18 protein-coding genes are annotated in these 17,542 nt (G+C 36.5%); all 18 read left to right on the top strand.

Annotation, left to right across the window (positions count from 1 at the left end):
* Nucleotides 1-128: 128 nt before the first annotated feature.
* The 18 genes from BQ6100_RS00095 to spoVT all read left to right on the top strand — a co-directional run bounded on the left by BQ6100_RS00095 (nucleotide 129) and on the right by spoVT (nucleotide 17,457).
* Nucleotides 129-896: a TatD family hydrolase gene (locus BQ6100_RS00095; RefSeq protein ID WP_075979816.1), complete on the top strand. Its 768-nt coding sequence runs from the start codon at nucleotides 129-131 to the stop codon at nucleotides 894-896.
* Nucleotides 897-1,136: 240 nt separating this feature from the next.
* A complete protein-coding gene (locus BQ6100_RS00100) occupies nucleotides 1,137-2,318 on the top strand; it encodes a G5 and 3D domain-containing protein (protein WP_075979817.1) in 1,182 nt (393 codons plus the stop codon).
* A 220-nt stretch (nucleotides 2,319-2,538) separates the two neighbouring features.
* Nucleotides 2,539-3,099 carry a ribonuclease M5 gene (gene rnmV, locus BQ6100_RS00105; RefSeq protein WP_075979818.1) on the top strand — a complete coding sequence of 187 codons (561 nt, stop codon included), beginning with the start codon at nucleotides 2,539-2,541 and terminating at the stop codon, nucleotides 3,097-3,099.
* A complete protein-coding gene (gene rsmA, locus BQ6100_RS00110) occupies nucleotides 3,092-3,970 on the top strand; it encodes a 16S rRNA (adenine(1518)-N(6)/adenine(1519)-N(6))-dimethyltransferase RsmA (protein ID WP_075979819.1) in 879 nt (292 codons plus the stop codon). The genes rnmV and rsmA overlap by 8 nt, the downstream gene beginning before the upstream one ends.
* A gap of 169 nt (nucleotides 3,971-4,139) precedes the next feature.
* On the top strand, nucleotides 4,140-5,027 hold the full coding sequence (gene yabG, locus BQ6100_RS00115) for a sporulation peptidase YabG (RefSeq protein WP_075979820.1): 888 nt from the start codon (nucleotides 4,140-4,142) through the stop codon (nucleotides 5,025-5,027).
* A gap of 213 nt (nucleotides 5,028-5,240) precedes the next feature.
* Nucleotides 5,241-5,504 carry a biofilm formation stimulator Veg gene (gene veg / locus BQ6100_RS00120; RefSeq protein ID WP_075979821.1) on the top strand — a complete coding sequence of 88 codons (264 nt, stop codon included), beginning with the start codon at nucleotides 5,241-5,243 and terminating at the stop codon, nucleotides 5,502-5,504.
* Nucleotides 5,505-5,635: 131 nt separating this feature from the next.
* Nucleotides 5,636-5,815 (top strand): small, acid-soluble spore protein, alpha/beta type, encoded by a 180-nt coding sequence (locus BQ6100_RS00125; protein WP_075979822.1) that lies wholly within the window; start codon nucleotides 5,636-5,638, stop codon nucleotides 5,813-5,815.
* A gap of 236 nt (nucleotides 5,816-6,051) precedes the next feature.
* Nucleotides 6,052-6,921 (top strand): 4-(cytidine 5'-diphospho)-2-C-methyl-D-erythritol kinase, encoded by an 870-nt coding sequence (ispE, locus tag BQ6100_RS00130; protein WP_075983376.1) that lies wholly within the window; start codon nucleotides 6,052-6,054, stop codon nucleotides 6,919-6,921.
* A 60-nt stretch (nucleotides 6,922-6,981) separates the two neighbouring features.
* Nucleotides 6,982-7,830: a pur operon repressor gene (purR, locus tag BQ6100_RS00135; RefSeq protein WP_075979823.1), complete on the top strand. Its 849-nt coding sequence runs from the start codon at nucleotides 6,982-6,984 to the stop codon at nucleotides 7,828-7,830.
* Nucleotides 7,827-8,201, top strand: a complete 375-nt coding sequence (locus BQ6100_RS00140; RefSeq protein ID WP_075979824.1) for a RidA family protein — start codon at nucleotides 7,827-7,829, stop codon at nucleotides 8,199-8,201. Before purR ends, BQ6100_RS00140 begins: the two co-directional genes overlap by 4 nt.
* 175 nt (nucleotides 8,202-8,376) lie before the next feature.
* Nucleotides 8,377-8,667, top strand: coding sequence for a septation regulator SpoVG (gene spoVG, locus BQ6100_RS00145; protein WP_003347151.1), 291 nt, complete (start codon nucleotides 8,377-8,379; stop codon nucleotides 8,665-8,667).
* Between the two features lie 293 nt (nucleotides 8,668-8,960).
* Entirely contained in the window at nucleotides 8,961-10,334 is a 1,374-nt protein-coding gene (gene glmU, locus BQ6100_RS00150; protein ID WP_075979825.1) for a bifunctional UDP-N-acetylglucosamine diphosphorylase/glucosamine-1-phosphate N-acetyltransferase GlmU, read from the top strand.
* An 18-nt stretch (nucleotides 10,335-10,352) separates the two neighbouring features.
* On the top strand, nucleotides 10,353-11,309 hold the full coding sequence (locus BQ6100_RS00155) for a ribose-phosphate diphosphokinase (protein WP_075979826.1): 957 nt from the start codon (nucleotides 10,353-10,355) through the stop codon (nucleotides 11,307-11,309).
* 148 nt (nucleotides 11,310-11,457) lie between these two features.
* Nucleotides 11,458-12,096 carry a 50S ribosomal protein L25/general stress protein Ctc gene (locus BQ6100_RS00160; RefSeq protein ID WP_075979827.1) on the top strand — a complete coding sequence of 213 codons (639 nt, stop codon included), beginning with the start codon at nucleotides 11,458-11,460 and terminating at the stop codon, nucleotides 12,094-12,096.
* A gap of 93 nt (nucleotides 12,097-12,189) precedes the next feature.
* Nucleotides 12,190-12,750, top strand: coding sequence for an aminoacyl-tRNA hydrolase (gene pth, locus BQ6100_RS00165; RefSeq protein ID WP_075979828.1), 561 nt, complete (start codon nucleotides 12,190-12,192; stop codon nucleotides 12,748-12,750).
* Nucleotides 12,751-12,853: 103 nt separating this feature from the next.
* The gene (locus BQ6100_RS00170; RefSeq protein ID WP_075979829.1) at nucleotides 12,854-13,084 is read left to right on the top strand and encodes an anti-sigma-F factor Fin family protein; all 231 of its coding nucleotides are present in this window, start codon (nucleotides 12,854-12,856) and stop codon (nucleotides 13,082-13,084) included.
* Between the two features lie 121 nt (nucleotides 13,085-13,205).
* Entirely contained in the window at nucleotides 13,206-16,739 is a 3,534-nt protein-coding gene (gene mfd / locus BQ6100_RS00175) for a transcription-repair coupling factor (protein ID WP_075979830.1), read from the top strand.
* A gap of 181 nt (nucleotides 16,740-16,920) precedes the next feature.
* Entirely contained in the window at nucleotides 16,921-17,457 is a 537-nt protein-coding gene (spoVT, locus tag BQ6100_RS00180) for a stage V sporulation protein T (RefSeq protein WP_075979831.1), read from the top strand.
* Nucleotides 17,458-17,542 lie beyond the last annotated feature (85 nt).

Below are 17,542 nucleotides of genomic sequence, written 5' to 3' on the forward strand. Positions count from 1 at the left end.
TATTCAAACGAACAAGATTAAATAAAATTGTAAACTTTGATATAAAAGAGAAAAATGAATATTATTATTGTTATAAAAAAATTATTTGTGTAACAAAAAATTAATGATAGAAAAAAGGAGTATTTTCGATGCTATTTGACACTCATGCTCATTTAAATGATGAGCAATTTAATGAAGACTTAATAGAGGTCATTGACCGAGCAAAATTAGCAGGTGTATCAGAAATGATGGTGGTTGGTTTTGATCGCCCAACTATTATAAGAGCAATGGAATTAACCAACCAATATGATTTTATTTATGCCTGTATTGGTTGGCATCCTGTAGACGCCATTGATATGACAGATGACGATTTGATTTGGATTGAAGAGCTATCAAGTCATCCTAAGGTTATTGCCCTTGGGGAAATGGGATTAGATTACCATTGGGATAAATCCCCAAAGGAAATCCAAAAGGAAGTACTACGTAAACAAATTCGTCTGGCAAAAAAAGTGAAACTTCCGATTGTAATTCATAATAGGGAGGCCACGAATGACATTCTGCAAATATTAAAAGAGGAGAATGCTGCTGAAGTTGGTGGAATTATGCATTGTTTTAGCGGTAGCGTTGAGGTTGCGAAAGAATGTTTAGATTTAAATTTTTATATTTCTCTGGGTGGACCTGTAACCTTTAAAAATGCTAAGAAGCCAAAGGAAGTAGCAGATGCTGTTCCATTAGATAAACTTTTGATTGAAACCGATTGCCCATATCTTGCACCACATCCTTATAGAGGAAAAAGAAATGAACCCGGTTATGTAAAACTGGTTGCAGAACAAATTGCGGAAATCAAAGGGGTGACCTTTGAGGAAGTAGCTGAGGCAACAATGAAAAATGCAAAAAAATTATTCGGCATAATCTGATAAAAAATGGTGTCGAAATTAGGGTAAGCCTGTCCCAATTTTTTCTTATTCTATAAAGTTCTACATGTCTCCTTTTTCTCATAGGATAACCATGTCGATAAGTCTCTCTTTCTTTTCTGATGAACACTATGCATAATAAGTATTACGTTCTAAGTAAAGTGTCCAGAGTTGACAGCCGACACAATAGTCTATATAATCACTCCAAGAGAAAAGGAGGCGTTTTTCATCGTCATTCAAAACATGAAAAACCTGTTTTCCAAGTCTTCGAGTAGGAAAAAAGTAATGATTATTTCCGCTAGTTTCGTAGTTTTCGTAGCAGCTTTGGGATGGGTAATTTATGAAACTACGAAAAAGACTGTTTTACTTTCAATTGATGGGAAAGAAGAGGTGGTTAAGACACATGCTGAATCTGTTGCTGGAATATTTGATGATTTGAATATTTCACTACATGCAGAAGACTATGTGTATCCCTCGAAAAGCACCAAGGTTCGTGATCAATTAAAAGTAGAATGGAAAAGGGCTAAACTGGTTCAAATTGTTGAAGACAAGAAAAAGAAAACGATTTGGACGACAGCTAGTAATGTTGAAGAATTGTTAAAGGCAGAAAGCGTATCATTGAACGAATATGATAAGGTTCACCCAAAGTTACAAACTGCGTTAAAAAATGAAATGAAGGTAGAAGTAAATCATGCCTTTCCTGTTAGTTTGATTAACGGAGGGAAAAAGCAACAGGTATGGTCAACTTCGACTACGGTCGCTGACTTTTTATCACAGCAGGAGATTGAACTAAAAAAAATAGATCGTGTTGAACCAAATTTGAATGAAACAATTGAGAAAGCTGGAGTTGTAAAGATCATTCGCGTTGAAAAAGTCACCGATGTAGTGGAAGAACCAGTTCATTTTGCAGTTGTAACAAAAAAGGATAACAATTTGAATCAAGGGTCTCAGGAAATCGTGAAAGAAGGTAAAGAAGGCCTTGTTTCCAAAGAGTATGAAGTTACACTCGAAGATGGGAAAGAGATTTCAAGAAAGCTATTAAGCCAAAAGACTTTGAAGGAAAAACAGGATAAAGTTGTTGCAGTTGGGACAAAGAATATGATTCAAACTGTGTCTCGTGGCAGTGGGAATATTAGCAAAGAATTTTATGTAAGCACAACGGCGTATACAGCAAATTGTAACGGTTGCTCAGGTAGAACAGCAACGGGAATTAATTTGCGTGCGAATCCAAATATAAAAATAATTGCAGTGGACCCTAGAGTGATTCCATTAGGAACAAAGGTATATGTGGAAGGCTACGGTTATGCTGTTGCAGCTGATACTGGATCAGCCATTAAAGGAAATAAGATTGATGTATTTTTCTCTTCTAAATCTGATGCATATCGTTGGGGGAGAAAAACGGTAAAAATCAAAATCCTACAGTAATATGAGATGCAGGGGGAGTACCTCTGCATTTTTGTGTTTTTTCATATTTTTCTTTAAAATATTTATGATACTTATCAATTATTTAGACGTTTAATATTACAAAATTGTTTCATGTTTTTCAAATATATTATTAATTAAGAAGGCAACTTAAAAATATAAAAAAACTAGTAGAAAAGTCTAACTGCAATTTTTATAATACTAATATTCATTTGGAGGAAGTATGAAATTAAAAGAGATTATTGTTGTGGAAGGTAAGGATGATACCGTTGCGGTGAAGAGAGCTGTTGATGCTGATACTATAGAGACTAACGGGTCGGCGATTAATAGGGATACATTAGATAAAATCAAACATGCACAAGAAATTAGAGGAGTGATTGTTTTAACTGATCCGGACTATCCTGGGCAAAAGATACGTAATACAATTAGTCAGCATGTTCCAGGTTGTAAGCATGCCTTTATTCCAAAGGAGTATGCAATACATAAGTATGGTAAAGGGGTAGGGGTGGAGCATTCATCGCCAAAGGTCATTAGGGAAGCATTGCAGGATGCTCATTTTATGGAGAACGAGGCAAATGAGGAAATCACACAAGAAGACCTTATCCTTGCTGGTTTAATTGGTGGAGCGGGGGCAAAGGAACGTCGAGAAAAGCTCGGGAAAATGTTAAAGATTGGCTACACCAATGGAAAACAGCTCCACAAAAGGTTAATGATGTTTCAAATAAGTCGAGAAGATTTTGCAAAAGCAATCAAGGTAATTCGTCAGGAGGAACAGAATGGATAAGGATATTGCAACACCAATACGGACACGTGCCATACTCGAGAAATATGGATTTTCATTCAAAAAAAGTCTCGGTCAAAATTTTCTAATTGATACAAACATATTAAAAAGGATTGTTGAGCATGCAGAGTTAACTCCTTCTTCAGGTGCAATTGAAATTGGTCCAGGAATAGGAGCTTTAACGGAACAGCTTGCCCGTCAATCGAAAAAGGTGGTAGCCTTTGAAATTGATCAAAGATTATTACCTATTTTAAGGGATACACTATCTCCATATCCAAATGTAAAAGTATTAAATGAGGACATTTTAAAGGCAGATATCAAGTCAGTAATAAATGAGGAATTTAGTGAAATGGCTGATCTTATGGTCGTTGCTAATTTACCTTATTATGTGACAACCCCCATTATTATGAAGCTTTTAGAGGAAAAGATTCCTATTAGGGGTATTGTCGTTATGCTTCAGAAGGAGGTTGCAGATCGGATTTCAGCTAAACCGGGAACAAAGGATTATGGATCACTTTCTATTGCCGTACAGTATTATACAAAAGCCGAAACGGTCATGATTGTTCCAAAAACTGTCTTTGTACCTCAACCAAATGTGGACTCGGCTGTAATACGATTAACCGTTAGGAAAGAACCAATTGCTCAGGTTAAAGATGAGGACTTCTTTTTTCAAATCACCAGAGCAAGCTTTGCACAAAGAAGGAAGACCTTGTTAAACAATCTAACAAGTCAGTTGACGAACGGGAAGGAAAAGAAGAGCGAAATATTAACTGCACTAGAAAAAGCAGAAATAGAGCCATCTAGAAGGGGAGAAACTCTTTCTATTGAGGAATTCGCACGATTAAGTGATGAATTATACCCTTATTTTCATTAGAGATCTGAATATTTCATTCAGATCTCTTTTTTTCGTCATAATCCATATGACATTAATCATATCGTCTTCGCCTCCGTATTAGTATTCACAGGATGATGGTCCATTGCATATTTTAAGATAGTAAATCTCTTAATATATATGGCTTTATAGAGCTATTGGAGTGACAAATTTGAGCATTCATTTAATGGATATCGTCGGGAGGATTTCATACAACTGCGATATACTTTTTCGCGTTATTGATATAAAGGAAGAGCAAGGTGTAAAGATTGCCGTTTTATATGGTGAGGATATACGTCTAATTGCTGATGCCCCATACAGTGACTTAATTGTTATCGGGGGACTGGAAAGAAGAAAGAAGAACAAGGAAATCGAAACTCTTGAGGAACAATCCTACCACTTATTTAGACAGGACGTAGATTTATTAAAACAAAAGCAAGAGTATGAGGCTACGGGAGGATATACGAAGACCTTAAATTACTTTCAAATACCGGGGAGAGTTCTGCATCTAGATGGTGATCCCATCTATTTAAAAAAATGCTTATTACTTTATGAAAAGGTTGGTATCCCTGTTACAGGTGTGCATTGTAATGAAAAAGAAATGGCAGCTAGGGTTGGACCATTAATAGATTATTATAGGCCGGATATTCTTGTTATCACAGGACATGACTCCTATTCAAAGGCAAAAGGGAAAATCACTGATATAAATGCATATAGACATTCAAGGGATTTTGTTCAAACAGTAAGAGAGGCAAGAAAGAAAATACCACATTTGGACCAACTTGTCATATTCGCTGGAGCTTGCCAATCTCATTTTGAATCATTGATTACTGCCGGTGCGAATTTTGCAAGCTCACCATCACGAGTAAATATTCATGCATTAGATCCCGTTTATATCGTGGCTAAAATCAGCTTCACACCCTTTATGGAAAGAATTAATGTATGGGAAGTATTAAGGAACACTTTAACTGGCGAAAAAGGGCTGGGTGGAATTGAAACCAAAGGGGTATTACGAACAGGTATGCCATATAATTCTGTTATTCACGAAGAAAATATTTGAAGGGAGGGGTGGCTAGTTTTCAATAGGTCGCCCTCTTTTTTTAGGAATAGTACATATTATGTATCTCCTGAGGTTAATCTAAAATTGTTGAAAAAAGAAAAAATTTGCAGATGAAAAAGTATTGACAACCATTTTAGGACACTGTTATAATTTTATATTTTGTTTGACTGTTTTGTGTTAATGTGATATACTTTACAGAGTGAGGTGGACCGAATGGCAAAAACATTATCCGATATTAAAAAAGCTCTTGATTCAAATTTAGGAAAAAGGCTTTTGCTCAAGGCCAACGGTGGACGCAGGAAAACAATTGAGCGTTCCGGTGTACTAGCAGAAACGTATCCTTCTGTATTCATTATTGAATTAGATCAGGATGAAAATGCATTTGAACGTGTATCATACAGTTATGCAGATGTTTTAACAGAGACCGTACAAATTACCTTCTATGAAGATACCACAGGACAGATGGCTCTAAGCTAATTCATATGCAGTCCAATAAGCAGCAGTGAACAGTCGTTTACTGCTTTTTATTTTTGTCAAAATTAGGATGACATGATTGCCCTTTTAATTATTCATATTATGAATAGGTGGTGTAGAAGGGAGCTGTTACTTTGGGCAGAAGAAGAGGGATTATGTCTGAACGTTTTAAAGAGGAGCTTGCTAAAGAGCTAGGTTTTTATGATGTCGTCCAACAGGAAGGCTGGGGAGGCATCCGTGCAAAGGATGCAGGGAATATGGTGAAACGTGCTATTCAAATTGCAGAACAGCAGCTCGCAAACAAGCAAAGATAAACTCTTATTTGATAACCAATGACTAAACAAGAATCTCCCTGTTAAATAGACTTGAAATAATAAAATGCATCACCACAAATGCCGGGGCTAAATACCTCGGCTTTATTTTATTTAATGAGCATGAAATTTAATTTTTAAAGTTTATGTTGACTGTGACGTCTTACATCATAGGTTTTGTGGTAAAATAGGACAAAAAATGGAGACGTTTGTTGAAAATAGCTAAAGTAGGTGGAAATGTGAAGTTTTTGGTGAAGGCACCGGCAAAAATTAATTTGTCATTAGATGTTTTATATAAAAGACCAGATGGATATCATGAAGTAGAAATGATAATGACAACCATTGATTTGGCTGACCGGTTAGAATTTTCTTTATTACATAAAAAAGAAATTAAAATAATTTCCCATAATCGTTTTGTCCCAGATGATCAGCGAAATCTTGCTTATCAAGCGGCTAGCCTGCTTCAGGAACGTTTCAATGTTGAATATGGTGTAGAGATTACCATTGAGAAAAACATTCCTGTAGCGGCTGGTTTAGCTGGTGGAAGTAGTGATGCGGCTGCAACGTTAAGAGGGTTAAATAAAATATGGAATTTAGGATTAACTATAGATGAGCTAGCGAATCTTGGAGCAGAGATTGGCTCGGATGTCCCTTTTTGTGTTTATGGGGGAACAGCACTCTCCAAAGGAAGAGGAGAAAAAATCACTCATCTCCCTGCACCACCTACTTGTTGGGTTATATTAGCTAAACCTTTTATAGGAGTATCAACTGCAGAGGTCTATCGTCGGTTAGAACTAGAAAATGTTCATCATCCAATTACACCAAATATGATTCAAGCTCTTGAAGAGGGGAGCTTTTCAGGGGTCTGTAATAACCTCGCTAACGTATTGGAGGATGTAACATTGAAGCTTTATCCAGAAGTTGCTCTAATTAAGGATCAGATGAAGAGATTTGGAGCAGATGCTGTTTTGATGAGCGGAAGCGGACCAACAGTCTTTGGTCTTGTACAACATGATTCAAGAATGCAACGAATTTATAACGGTTTAAGGGGATTTTGTGATCAAGTATTTGCAGTAAGAATATTGGGGGAAAAGCACACTCTTGATTAATTCCGTATATTGGTGATATATTATCATTAAATTATTCGTGTTTTATATGGAGGTTCATTTATGAAGTTTCGTCGTAGTGAAAGGCTAATTGATATGACGAACTATTTGCTAGAGCATCCAAGGCAATTAGTACCCTTAACCTTTTTTGCAGATAGATATGGGTCAGCAAAATCATCAATTAGTGAAGATTTAGCCATTATTAAAGAAACCTTTGAACAAAGAGGAATTGGTATTTTACAGACTGTTCCTGGGGCAGCTGGAGGAGTAAAGTTTTTTGTTAAAATGTCTATGGAGGAAACAAAGGATATCATTCATGAGTTATGTGAACTAATGTCAAATCCAGATAGATTATTACCAGGTGGTTATTTATATATGGCAGATATTTTGGGTAACCCAAATCTTATTCAAAAAATTGGCCGTCTAATTGCATCTGCCTATGCTGATACAAAAATTGATGTCATAATGACCATTGCAACCAAGGGGATTCCGCTTGCGTATGCTGTGGCTGCTAATTTAAATGTACCAGTTGTCATTGTTAGAGGGGATAACAAGGTGACAGAGGGGCCTACTGTAAGTATTAACTATGTTTCAGGTTCTTCTAAAAGAATTCAAACGATGATTCTTTCAAAAAGAAGCTTAGCTGAAGGATCTAGAGTATTGATTGTTGATGATTTTATGAAAGCTGGCGGAACGGTAAATGGAATGGTTAGCATGCTTGAGGAATTTAAATCACATGTGGCAGGCATTGCTGTGTTAGTTGAGGCAGTTGAGAATCTTGAGGAACGGTTAGTTGAAGATTATTTATCTGTCATACAGTTATCTAACATAGATATCAAGGGGAAAAGAATAAAAGTGAGTGAAGGCAATTACTTTTTAAAAATGGGCTCAAATAGGGGGAGAAATAAATGAAGGTTGTACAAACAAATCAAGCTCCAGCAGCAATAGGACCATATTCCCAAGGGATTATCGTAAATAATCTTTTTTATAGTTCGGGGCAAATTCCATTAACAGCCGAAGGCACGATGGTGGAAGGGGATATTGCTACTCAAACTCATCAGGTATTTAAAAATCTCAGAGCTGTGCTTGCAGAAGCAGGGGCTTCATTTGATACAGTTATTAAAACAACTGTATTTATAAAGGACATGAATGATTTTGCAGCTATGAATGAAGTGTATGGAGAGTATTTTTCAGCTCATAAGCCATCCCGTTCTTGTGTAGAAGTGGCAAGATTACCAAAGGATGCTTTAGTAGAAATAGAGGTAGTAGCGCTCGTAAAATAAAACGAGCGCTTTTTTGTAAAAATTTGTTTAAAACGGTGAATTATTAGAATTTTTAGGATAAATAGATTAATTTGCCCCAATTTTTAAAAAATTTTTTACTTAAAAGAAGGAAATGAAGGAAATCTGTTGAATTATTAATCTAGACTTAATCTACTTAGAAAAGGTGGTGAACAAAATGGAAGTAACTGACGTAAGACTACGCCGAGTAAATACTGATGGACGGATGAGAGCAATTGCCTCTATTACGTTGGATAATGAATTTGTTGTTCATGATATTCGTGTAATTGATGGAAATAACGGATTATTTGTAGCAATGCCTAGTAAACGAACTCCGGATGGTGAATTCCGTGACATCGCTCATCCAATTAATTCAGGAACGCGCGGTAAGATTCAAGAGGCTGTTTTGGCTGAATACCACCGACTTGGTGAATTAGAAGTAGAATTTGAAGAAGCCGGAGCTTCATAGGATATAAACAACGAGGGCCTACTTCATAAGTAAGGCTCTTTTTTAATGCAAAAAAAAATGTAATAGAGAATAAGAGTTTAAAAAATAATTTTTAATCATATTCTATAGGTATAGATATACGATATTTCCTCCATCCCTCCCTCGCTAAGATTCAATCTATTCCCTAATTATTGTTTAATTCCTATTTTTTTACGTATTGACAAATATATGTACTTTATTTTCATTCCTTGAAAATAATAGTCAATTAAGATATATTTTTTAATGGATACAAAGGTTATATTGGAGGCCTGTTAATGTTGAATCGGTATGCGATAATATTAGCCGCTGGTCAAGGGACTAGAATGAAGTCTAAATTATATAAAGTACTTCACCCTGTATGCGGCAAACCAATGGTCCAACATGTTGTTGACCAAGTGGTAAAGCTTAATGTAGCGAGTATTGTCACAATAATTGGACATGGTGCTGATCTTGTAAAGGCTCAGCTAGGAGAACAAAGTAGCTATGCCCTACAAGAAAAACAATTAGGAACTGCACATGCTGTTATGCAGGCTGAGGAAATGCTTTCTAATAAGTCAGGTGTTACTGTAGTTGTCTGTGGTGATACACCTCTTATTACAGCAGAAACCATTGAGTCGCTCATAAAAAATCATGTGGAGAAGTCTTCAACTGCTACGATATTAACAGCTTGGACGGATGACCCTACTGGTTATGGACGTATTATCCGTAATGAACTGGGTTTTGTTAAGAAGATTGTAGAGCACAAGGATGCTACCGAAGAAGAACGGGGCATTAAAGAGATTAATACTGGCACTTATTGCTTTGATAATCAGGCATTATTTGAAGCATTGAAAAAGGTTTCAAATGATAATGTTCAAGGAGAGTATTATTTACCTGATGTCATCGAGATTATGAAAAGTGAAGGAAAAATTGTAAGTGCTTTTCAAACCAATGATTTTGAAGAAACTCTTGGGGTAAATGATCGCATTGCTTTGTCAGAAGCTGAGCGCATTATGAGAAAGAGAGTTAATCGAAACCATATGAGTAATGGAGTAACCATTATTGATCCGGATAATACGTATATAGAACCTGATGTCGAAATCGGTTTTGATACAATTCTATATCCTGGAACAATATTAAAAGGCTCAACAGTAATCGGTAATGATTGCCAAATTGGGCCAAACAGTGAAATTAAGGATTGTCAAATTGGAAATGGAACTGTTATTAGACAATCTGTTGCATTTGATAGCAGTATTGGTTCATCGGTTAATATCGGACCATTTGCGCATATTCGACCGCAATCAGATATTCAAAATGAGGTAAAGATTGGAAATTTTGTTGAGATTAAAAAGTCCGTTTTTGGTAAAGGCAGCAAAGCATCTCATTTAAGTTATATCGGAGATGCTGAGGTTGGCAGCGATGTGAACATAGGCTGCGGATCCATAACGGTAAACTATGACGGCAAAAATAAATACTTAACCAAAATTGAAGATGGAGTATTTATTGGCTGTAATTCTAATTTAGTAGCACCTGTAACTATTGGTCAAGGTGCCTATGTTGCAGCAGGATCGACAATCACGAAAAATGTGCCAGGAAATGCGCTATCTATTGCACGTGCTAGACAAGAGAATAAAGAAAACTATGTTAATAAATTAAATATAAAGAAATAAGCCAATCGGAGGTTCTTCATGTCCAACCAGTATTTAGACCCAAACTTAAAAGTATTTAGTCTTAATTCTAATCCTAAATTAGCCCAGGAAATTGCAGATTTTATCGGCGTAGAACTTGGAAAATGCTCAGTCACTCGTTTTAAGGATGGAGAAATCCAAATTAATATTGAGGAAAGTATTCGTGGATGTGATGTGTTTGTCATCCAATCTACAAGTTCTCCTGTTAATGAGCATCTAATGGAGCTGCTTATTATGCTTGATGCTCTAAAGCGTGCATCTGCTAAAACCATAAATATTGTTATGCCTTATTATGGTTATGCACGTCAGGATCGTAAAGCAAGAGCTCGTGAACCAATTACTGCAAAATTAGTAGCGAATCTTTTAGAAACTGCGGGTGCAACTCGAATGATTACACTCGACTTGCATGCACCACAAATTCAAGGGTTTTTCGATATTCCGATCGACCATTTAATGGGTGTTCGAATATTGGCGGATTACTTCGAAAAGAAAGAATATGATAAGGATATTGTCATCGTTTCTCCAGATCACGGTGGTGTAACAAGAGCAAGAAAGATGGCTGAAAGACTCAAGGCACCTATAGCTATTATTGATAAACGCCGTCCTAAGCCAAATGTTGCCGAGGTTATGAACATCGTTGGGAATATTGAAGGGAAAGTTGCAATATTAATCGATGACATCATAGATACAGCAGGCACAATTACACTTGCAGCCAATGCTTTAGTTGAAAATGGTGCATCAGAGGTATATGCGTGTTGTACACACCCGGTATTATCAGGTCCTGCTATTGAAAGAATTCAAAACTCCAAGATTAAAGAGCTAGTTGTGGCAAATACCATCGCTCTTCCAGAAGAAAAGGTGATCGATAAATTAAGACAGCTTTCTGTAGCACCTTTAATTGGAGAAGCAATCATTCGCGTTCATGAAGAACAATCAGTAAGTACATTATTTGATTAATATATGAGATAAGGCTTGCTATTAGCAAGCCTTATCCGCTATCTATTGAAACTTTCTACATATCCAAATCTGTATGTTTAGACCTTCCATTTTTGGGGCATTTAATAAATGAGACAGCCTGAAATCAAATTTTGGAAGGGGATTTATCATGAATGCATTACTACATGCTACTGAAAGAAAAGGTTCACGAAAATCCGATTTATCAAATTTACGTAAGCTAGGGAATATACCTGCTGTAGTGTATGGGTCTAACCTGGCAAATAAATCAGTATATATTAATGAATCTGATTTAATAAAGACGATGCGAGACGTTGGAAGAAATGGAATAATCGCACTCGAAATAGACGGAGATAAACACAATGTCATTGTTACGGATTATCAATCGGATCCAATCAAAAGAGAAATAATCCATATTGATTTTCTAGCAGTTGACATGTCAAAGGAAATCACAACAGAGGTAAGAATCGTACTTATTGGAGAAGCTGCTGGTGTAAAGGATGGAGGAGTATTGCAACAGCCTTTATTCGAAATTTCAATTACAGCGAAACCTGCGAATATTCCTCCTTCTATCGAAGTGGATGTTACAAATCTCCAAGTGAATGAGGTTCTTACGATAGCAGATATAAAGAATTATGAAAATATCCACATTAACCATGAATCTGATGAAGTAATTGCCTCTATCCTTCCTCCTAAGCAGGAGGAGGAAATTAATTCAGGAGAAAAACAAGAATCAGATCCACCTGAAAATGAAGAGGGAAGAGAAACAAAACCAAGTGAAGAATCATAATGTGAAAGTCTTGTTAAAATGATAAGCTAGAAAAGGGACTGATCCTGTCAGCCCCTTTTTATAGTGATATTGTCTTTTGGGGGTGAGGTAACAATGAAACTAATAGTTGGATTAGGAAATCCAGGAAGGCTGTATGAACATACTAGACATAATATAGGATTTGACGTGATTGATAAACTGGCAGAAAATATGAATATTCCTTTAAGTCAAGCTAAGTTCAAAGGATTATTTGGAATGGGAAACATTGGAGGAGAGAAGGTTCTCCTTTTAAAGCCTCTTACGTATATGAATTTATCAGGAGAATCTATTCGGGCTATAATGGACTACTATGATATAGTCAATGAAGAGCTGCTTGTTATCTATGATGATTTGGATTTGCCTGTAGGAAAGATCCGCCTCCGAGAGAGAGGGAGTGCAGGAGGTCATAATGGAATAAAGTCTACCATTGCTCATATAGGAACTCAAGAATTCAAAAGAGTTCGTGTTGGCATTGATCGGCCTAAAAATGGTATGCAAATCACCGATTATGTCTTGGGTAGATTTTCTAAAGAGGAACAAGCGGTTATTCATGATGTTATTAGTAAATGTGCAGATGCATGTGAATCATGGTTAAATAAACCATTTCTTCAAGTGATGAATGAATATAACCAATAAAAACATCATGATTAAAAGAATGATAACATAAAATAAATCTAATGAATAAGTACCTCCTAATGGGTCAATAATAACAATATTGAATCGAACTGGGAGGGATTGCATGGCTATTCATTATCATTGCCGTCATTGTGGTGTAGAGATAGGGACTTTAGAGAATCAGTCAGTTGATACCAATCGACTAGGCTTTCACAAGCTAACAGATGACGAGCGATTAGAGATGATTTCCTACAGTTCAAAAGGGGATATACACATCAAATCGATCTGTGAGGATTGTCAGGAGCTTCTTCAAAGAAATCCAGACTATTATCAATATGATTTTCTTATTCATTAATAAAGCTTTGGACAGATGATCCAAAGCGTTTTTCTGTTTAATAATTTAGGGTATTTTTTTCTTTTAAATCCAATGCATTCATAGTATTCTATCTTGTTTAATGTGAAGGGAGGGGCCGAAGATGTTAGGACTAAAACGTCTATTTAAGGAACTAGATGACATGAAATCAGTCATTTCTGGTATTGATGAAGGAATAAAAGAACAATTGATTGCAGGCTTATCCGGTTCTTCACGTGCAGTTTTCCTATCATCAATTTTTGAACAAACGAAAAAGTCATTGTTGATAGTTACACATAATTTATTACAAGCACAAAAACTTTTTGAGGATTTTTCAGCCCTTTTAAATCAAGAACAAGTATATTTATACCCAGCAAATGAATTGATTGCTGCAGAATTAAGTATAGCAAGTCCGGAATTGAAGGCTCAGAGAATTGAAGTTTTAAACTATTTAAGTGAAGGAAAAGCTGGGGTTATTATCATGCCTATGGCAGGTCTTAGAAAGATTCTACCTCCTGTATCCATATGGAAGAAGTTCCAATTAACGATTCGGGTTGGGGACGATGTTGAACCTAATTTTCTCCTTCAAAAATTAGTGAAAATGGGGTATGAGAGGGTAGAAATGGTTTCCTCACCAGGAGAATTCAGTGTTAGAGGTGGAATAATTGATATGTATCCTCTCACTGAGCAGGAACCTATACGTATCGAATTATTTGATACGGAGATTGACTCTATTCGTACTTTTTCTGTTGATGATCAACGCTCAATAGAAAAGCTGAAAGAGGTTAAAATAGGACCAGCAACAGAAACCTTATTTGAAGAAGAAAATTTCAACCTTTTACATCAAAGGCTTGAAGAAGGCTTGGCAAAGAGCCTTAAAAAGCTGAAGGATGAAAAGTCAAAGTCACTACTCGCACAAAATATCTCTTATGAGCTTGATCAAATAAAGAACCGACAAAAACCGGAGCATTTAAATAAATATTTATCTTTAGCATATGAAAAGGCTAATAATATAGTAGATTATTTACCTAGTAATAGCATTATTTTTATAGATGAAATTAGTAGAGTTCAGGAAATGAATGATTCGTTAGAAAAGGAAGAGGCTGAATGGGTAACAAGTCTTTTAAGTGAAGGGCAGATTATTCATGGTGTTAAGATGTCCAATCAACTCCAGGATGTAATCCACCAAGCGGGTTACCCAATCGTTTATATGTCTTTATTTTTAAGGCATGTTCCAAATACTAATCCCCAAAATATCATTAATGTTACTTGCAAGCAAATGCAAAACTTCCATGGTCAAATGAATGTATTTAAAGGGGAATTGGATCGATGGAAGAAAGGAAAATATTCTGTTCTCCTTTTAGGACCTGATAAAGAGCGGGTTAAGAAACTAGAGAGAGTATTAGAAGACTATGGGATTGAGGCTTCTCTTATCCAAAGTGATCAGGAGATTCTAAAAGGGTCAGTTCAAATATTACCTGGAAGCTTACAAACGGGATTTGAGTTACCTCTTCAAAAAATTGCTGTAATTACCGAGGAAGAGCTATTTAATAAAAGGACAAAAAGGTCCTCAAGACGTCAAAAATTATCAAACGCTGAACGAATCAAGAGCTATTCGGAATTAAAAGTTGGGGACCATGTCGTTCATGCAAATCATGGGATTGGAAAGTATTTAGGGATTGAGACACTGGAGATAAATGGAGTTCACAAGGATTATCTACATATTCGATACCAAGGAAATGACAAGCTTTATGTTCCTGTTGATCAAATTGAGCTTATTCAAAAGTATGTTGGTTCAGAGGGAAAAGAGCCAAAAATATATAAATTGGGTGGCAGCGATTGGCAGCGCGTTAAGAAAAAGGTTCAGTCATCTGTTCAAAATATTGCTGATGATCTTATCAAGCTTTACGCAGAAAGAGAGGCTGCAAAGGGATATGCCTTTTCTCCTGATGGAGATATGCAAAGGGAATTTGAGACGACATTCCCATATCAGGAAACAGAGGATCAGCTTCGCTCAATCTATGAAATCAAAAAAGATATGGAAAGACCCCGTCCTATGGATCGTTTATTATGTGGAGATGTTGGATATGGGAAAACAGAAGTGGCCATTCGTGCTGCCTTTAAAGCGGTTTCAGACGGTAAACAGGTAGCCTTTCTAGTTCCAACGACTATCCTTGCCCAACAGCATTTCGAGACCTTGCGTGAGAGATTTCAGGATTACCCAATGAATATTGGTTTACTAAGTAGGTTCAGAACAAAGAAACAGCAAACCGAAACTATTAATGGTTTAAAGAATGGAACAGTAGACATTGTTATCGGAACTCATAGATTATTGTCGAAGGATATTACCTATCGAGATTTAGGTCTACTCATTATAGATGAAGAACAGCGATTTGGGGTTACACATAAAGAGAAGATCAAAAGGTTAAAGACAAACGTGGATGTTCTTACCTTAACAGCTACCCCAATTCCAAGAACACTGCATATGTCCATGCTTGGAGTCAGGGATTTATCCGTTATTGAAACGCCACCTGAGAATCGATTCCCTGTTCAAACATATGTGATGGAGTACAATGGTGCCTTGGTTCGTGAAGCAATAGAAAGGGAGCTGGCGCGTGGAGGGCAGGTTTATTTTCTGTATAATCGTGTGGAGGATATTGAGCGTAAGGCAGAGGAAATCTCTATGCTCGTTCCGGATGCAAGAGTTGTTTATGCTCACGGGAGGATGACAGAAAATGAACTGGAATCTGCTATGTTAACCTTTTTAGAGGGGGATGCGGATGTCTTAGTTAGTACAACCATTATTGAAACAGGTGTGGATATACCTAATGTAAATACACTAATCGTAAGTAATGCAGATAGAATGGGACTTTCTCAGCTTTATCAGCTTAGAGGAAGGGTTGGAAGGTCTAATCGGGTAGCATATGCTTACTTTACTTACCAAAAAGATAAGGTATTAACAGAAGTAGCTGAAAAACGACTTCAGGCAATAAAGGAGTTTACAGAGCTTGGTTCGGGATTTAAAATTGCCATGCGTGATTTATCGATTAGAGGTGCAGGAAATCTATTGGGTGCTGAACAGCATGGTTTCATCGATTCAGTTGGTTTTGACTTGTATTCACAAATGTTAAAGGATGCAATAGAAGAAAGAAAAGGAAATGCTACAGAGGAAAAACAAACCATGGTTGAAATCGATCTTCAATTGGATGCCTATATCCCGGATGCTTATATTGCGGATGGACATCAAAAAATTGAAATGTATAAGCGATTTAGAGGAATCTCAACCATCACTGAATTAGAGGAGCTTCAATCGGAAATGCTTGATCGATTTGGTGAATTTCCAGATCAGGTGGCCTTGTTATTTCGTATTTCTGAGCTGAAAATCCATGCAGCACAGGTTGGAGTGGAGTCCATTAAACAAGCAAAAAGCGAGGTTTCCATCCTTCTAACCGAAAAGGGAACTGGAAAAATTGAGGGGCAAAAAATTCATGTAAGCAGTAAATATAGTAGAGTAGTGGGACTTGGCATGGACGGAAAAAAACTAAAAATGGTTGTCCATACAAAAGGAATGGATACCACTAAATGGTTGGGCATTACATTTGAACTAATGGAAGTTTTGAAAAAGGCAAAAAGAAGTGAAGAAGAGGTTGTTTCCTAAAGGAAAATGCAATTCATTATTTCCATTTTTGGGATAAATAGGACTAAACAGAAAAAATCATTGAATGTGTATAGAACTTTCCATATGAAAGATACTAAGTTCAAACACGGCGATGATTACAAATTGCTTAAGAGAGAACATCGCCAAAATCAATCATCATATGAAAGTGAGGCAACGTTAGATGAAAGCAACTGGTATTGTTCGTCGTATCGATGATTTGGGTCGTGTCGTTATTCCAAAGGAAATCCGTAGAACCTTGCGGATCCGTGAAGGAGATCCTCTAGAAATCTTTGTGGATCGTGATGGTGAAGTCATATTAAAGAAGTACTCTCCTATTAGCGAATTAAGCGATTTTGCAAAGGAGTATGCGGAAGCTCTTTTTGATAGCTTAGGAAACCCTATATTAATTTGTGACAGAGATACATATATCGCTGTTGCTGGCGGTTCTAAAAAGGATTATTTAAACAAAAATATTAGTGATACAGTAGAAAAAACAATGGAGGAACGGAACTCTGTTCTTATCAATCAGCAGAGCGAAATTTCACTAGTTGAGGGTCAGAATGAATCAATTAGCGCTTATACCGTTGGACCAATTATTGCTAATGGGGATCCAATTGGAGCCGTTATTATCTTCTCAAAAGAGTCAACATTAGGAGATGTTGAACAAAAGGCGGTTGAAACTGCAGCAGGATTCTTAGCAAGACAAATGGAGTCTTAATGGATTGTGGAGCGAGTAAATAATAGTTGATATGATAAAAAGGGGTAGCAATCTTGCTGCCTTTTTTCTTTGGGAAATTAACGAA

This window comes from Bacillus massilinigeriensis (assembly GCF_900117315.1).
In the GTDB taxonomy this organism is placed as follows: Bacteria; Bacillota; Bacilli; order Bacillales; family Cytobacillaceae; genus Bacillus_BE; species Bacillus_BE massilionigeriensis.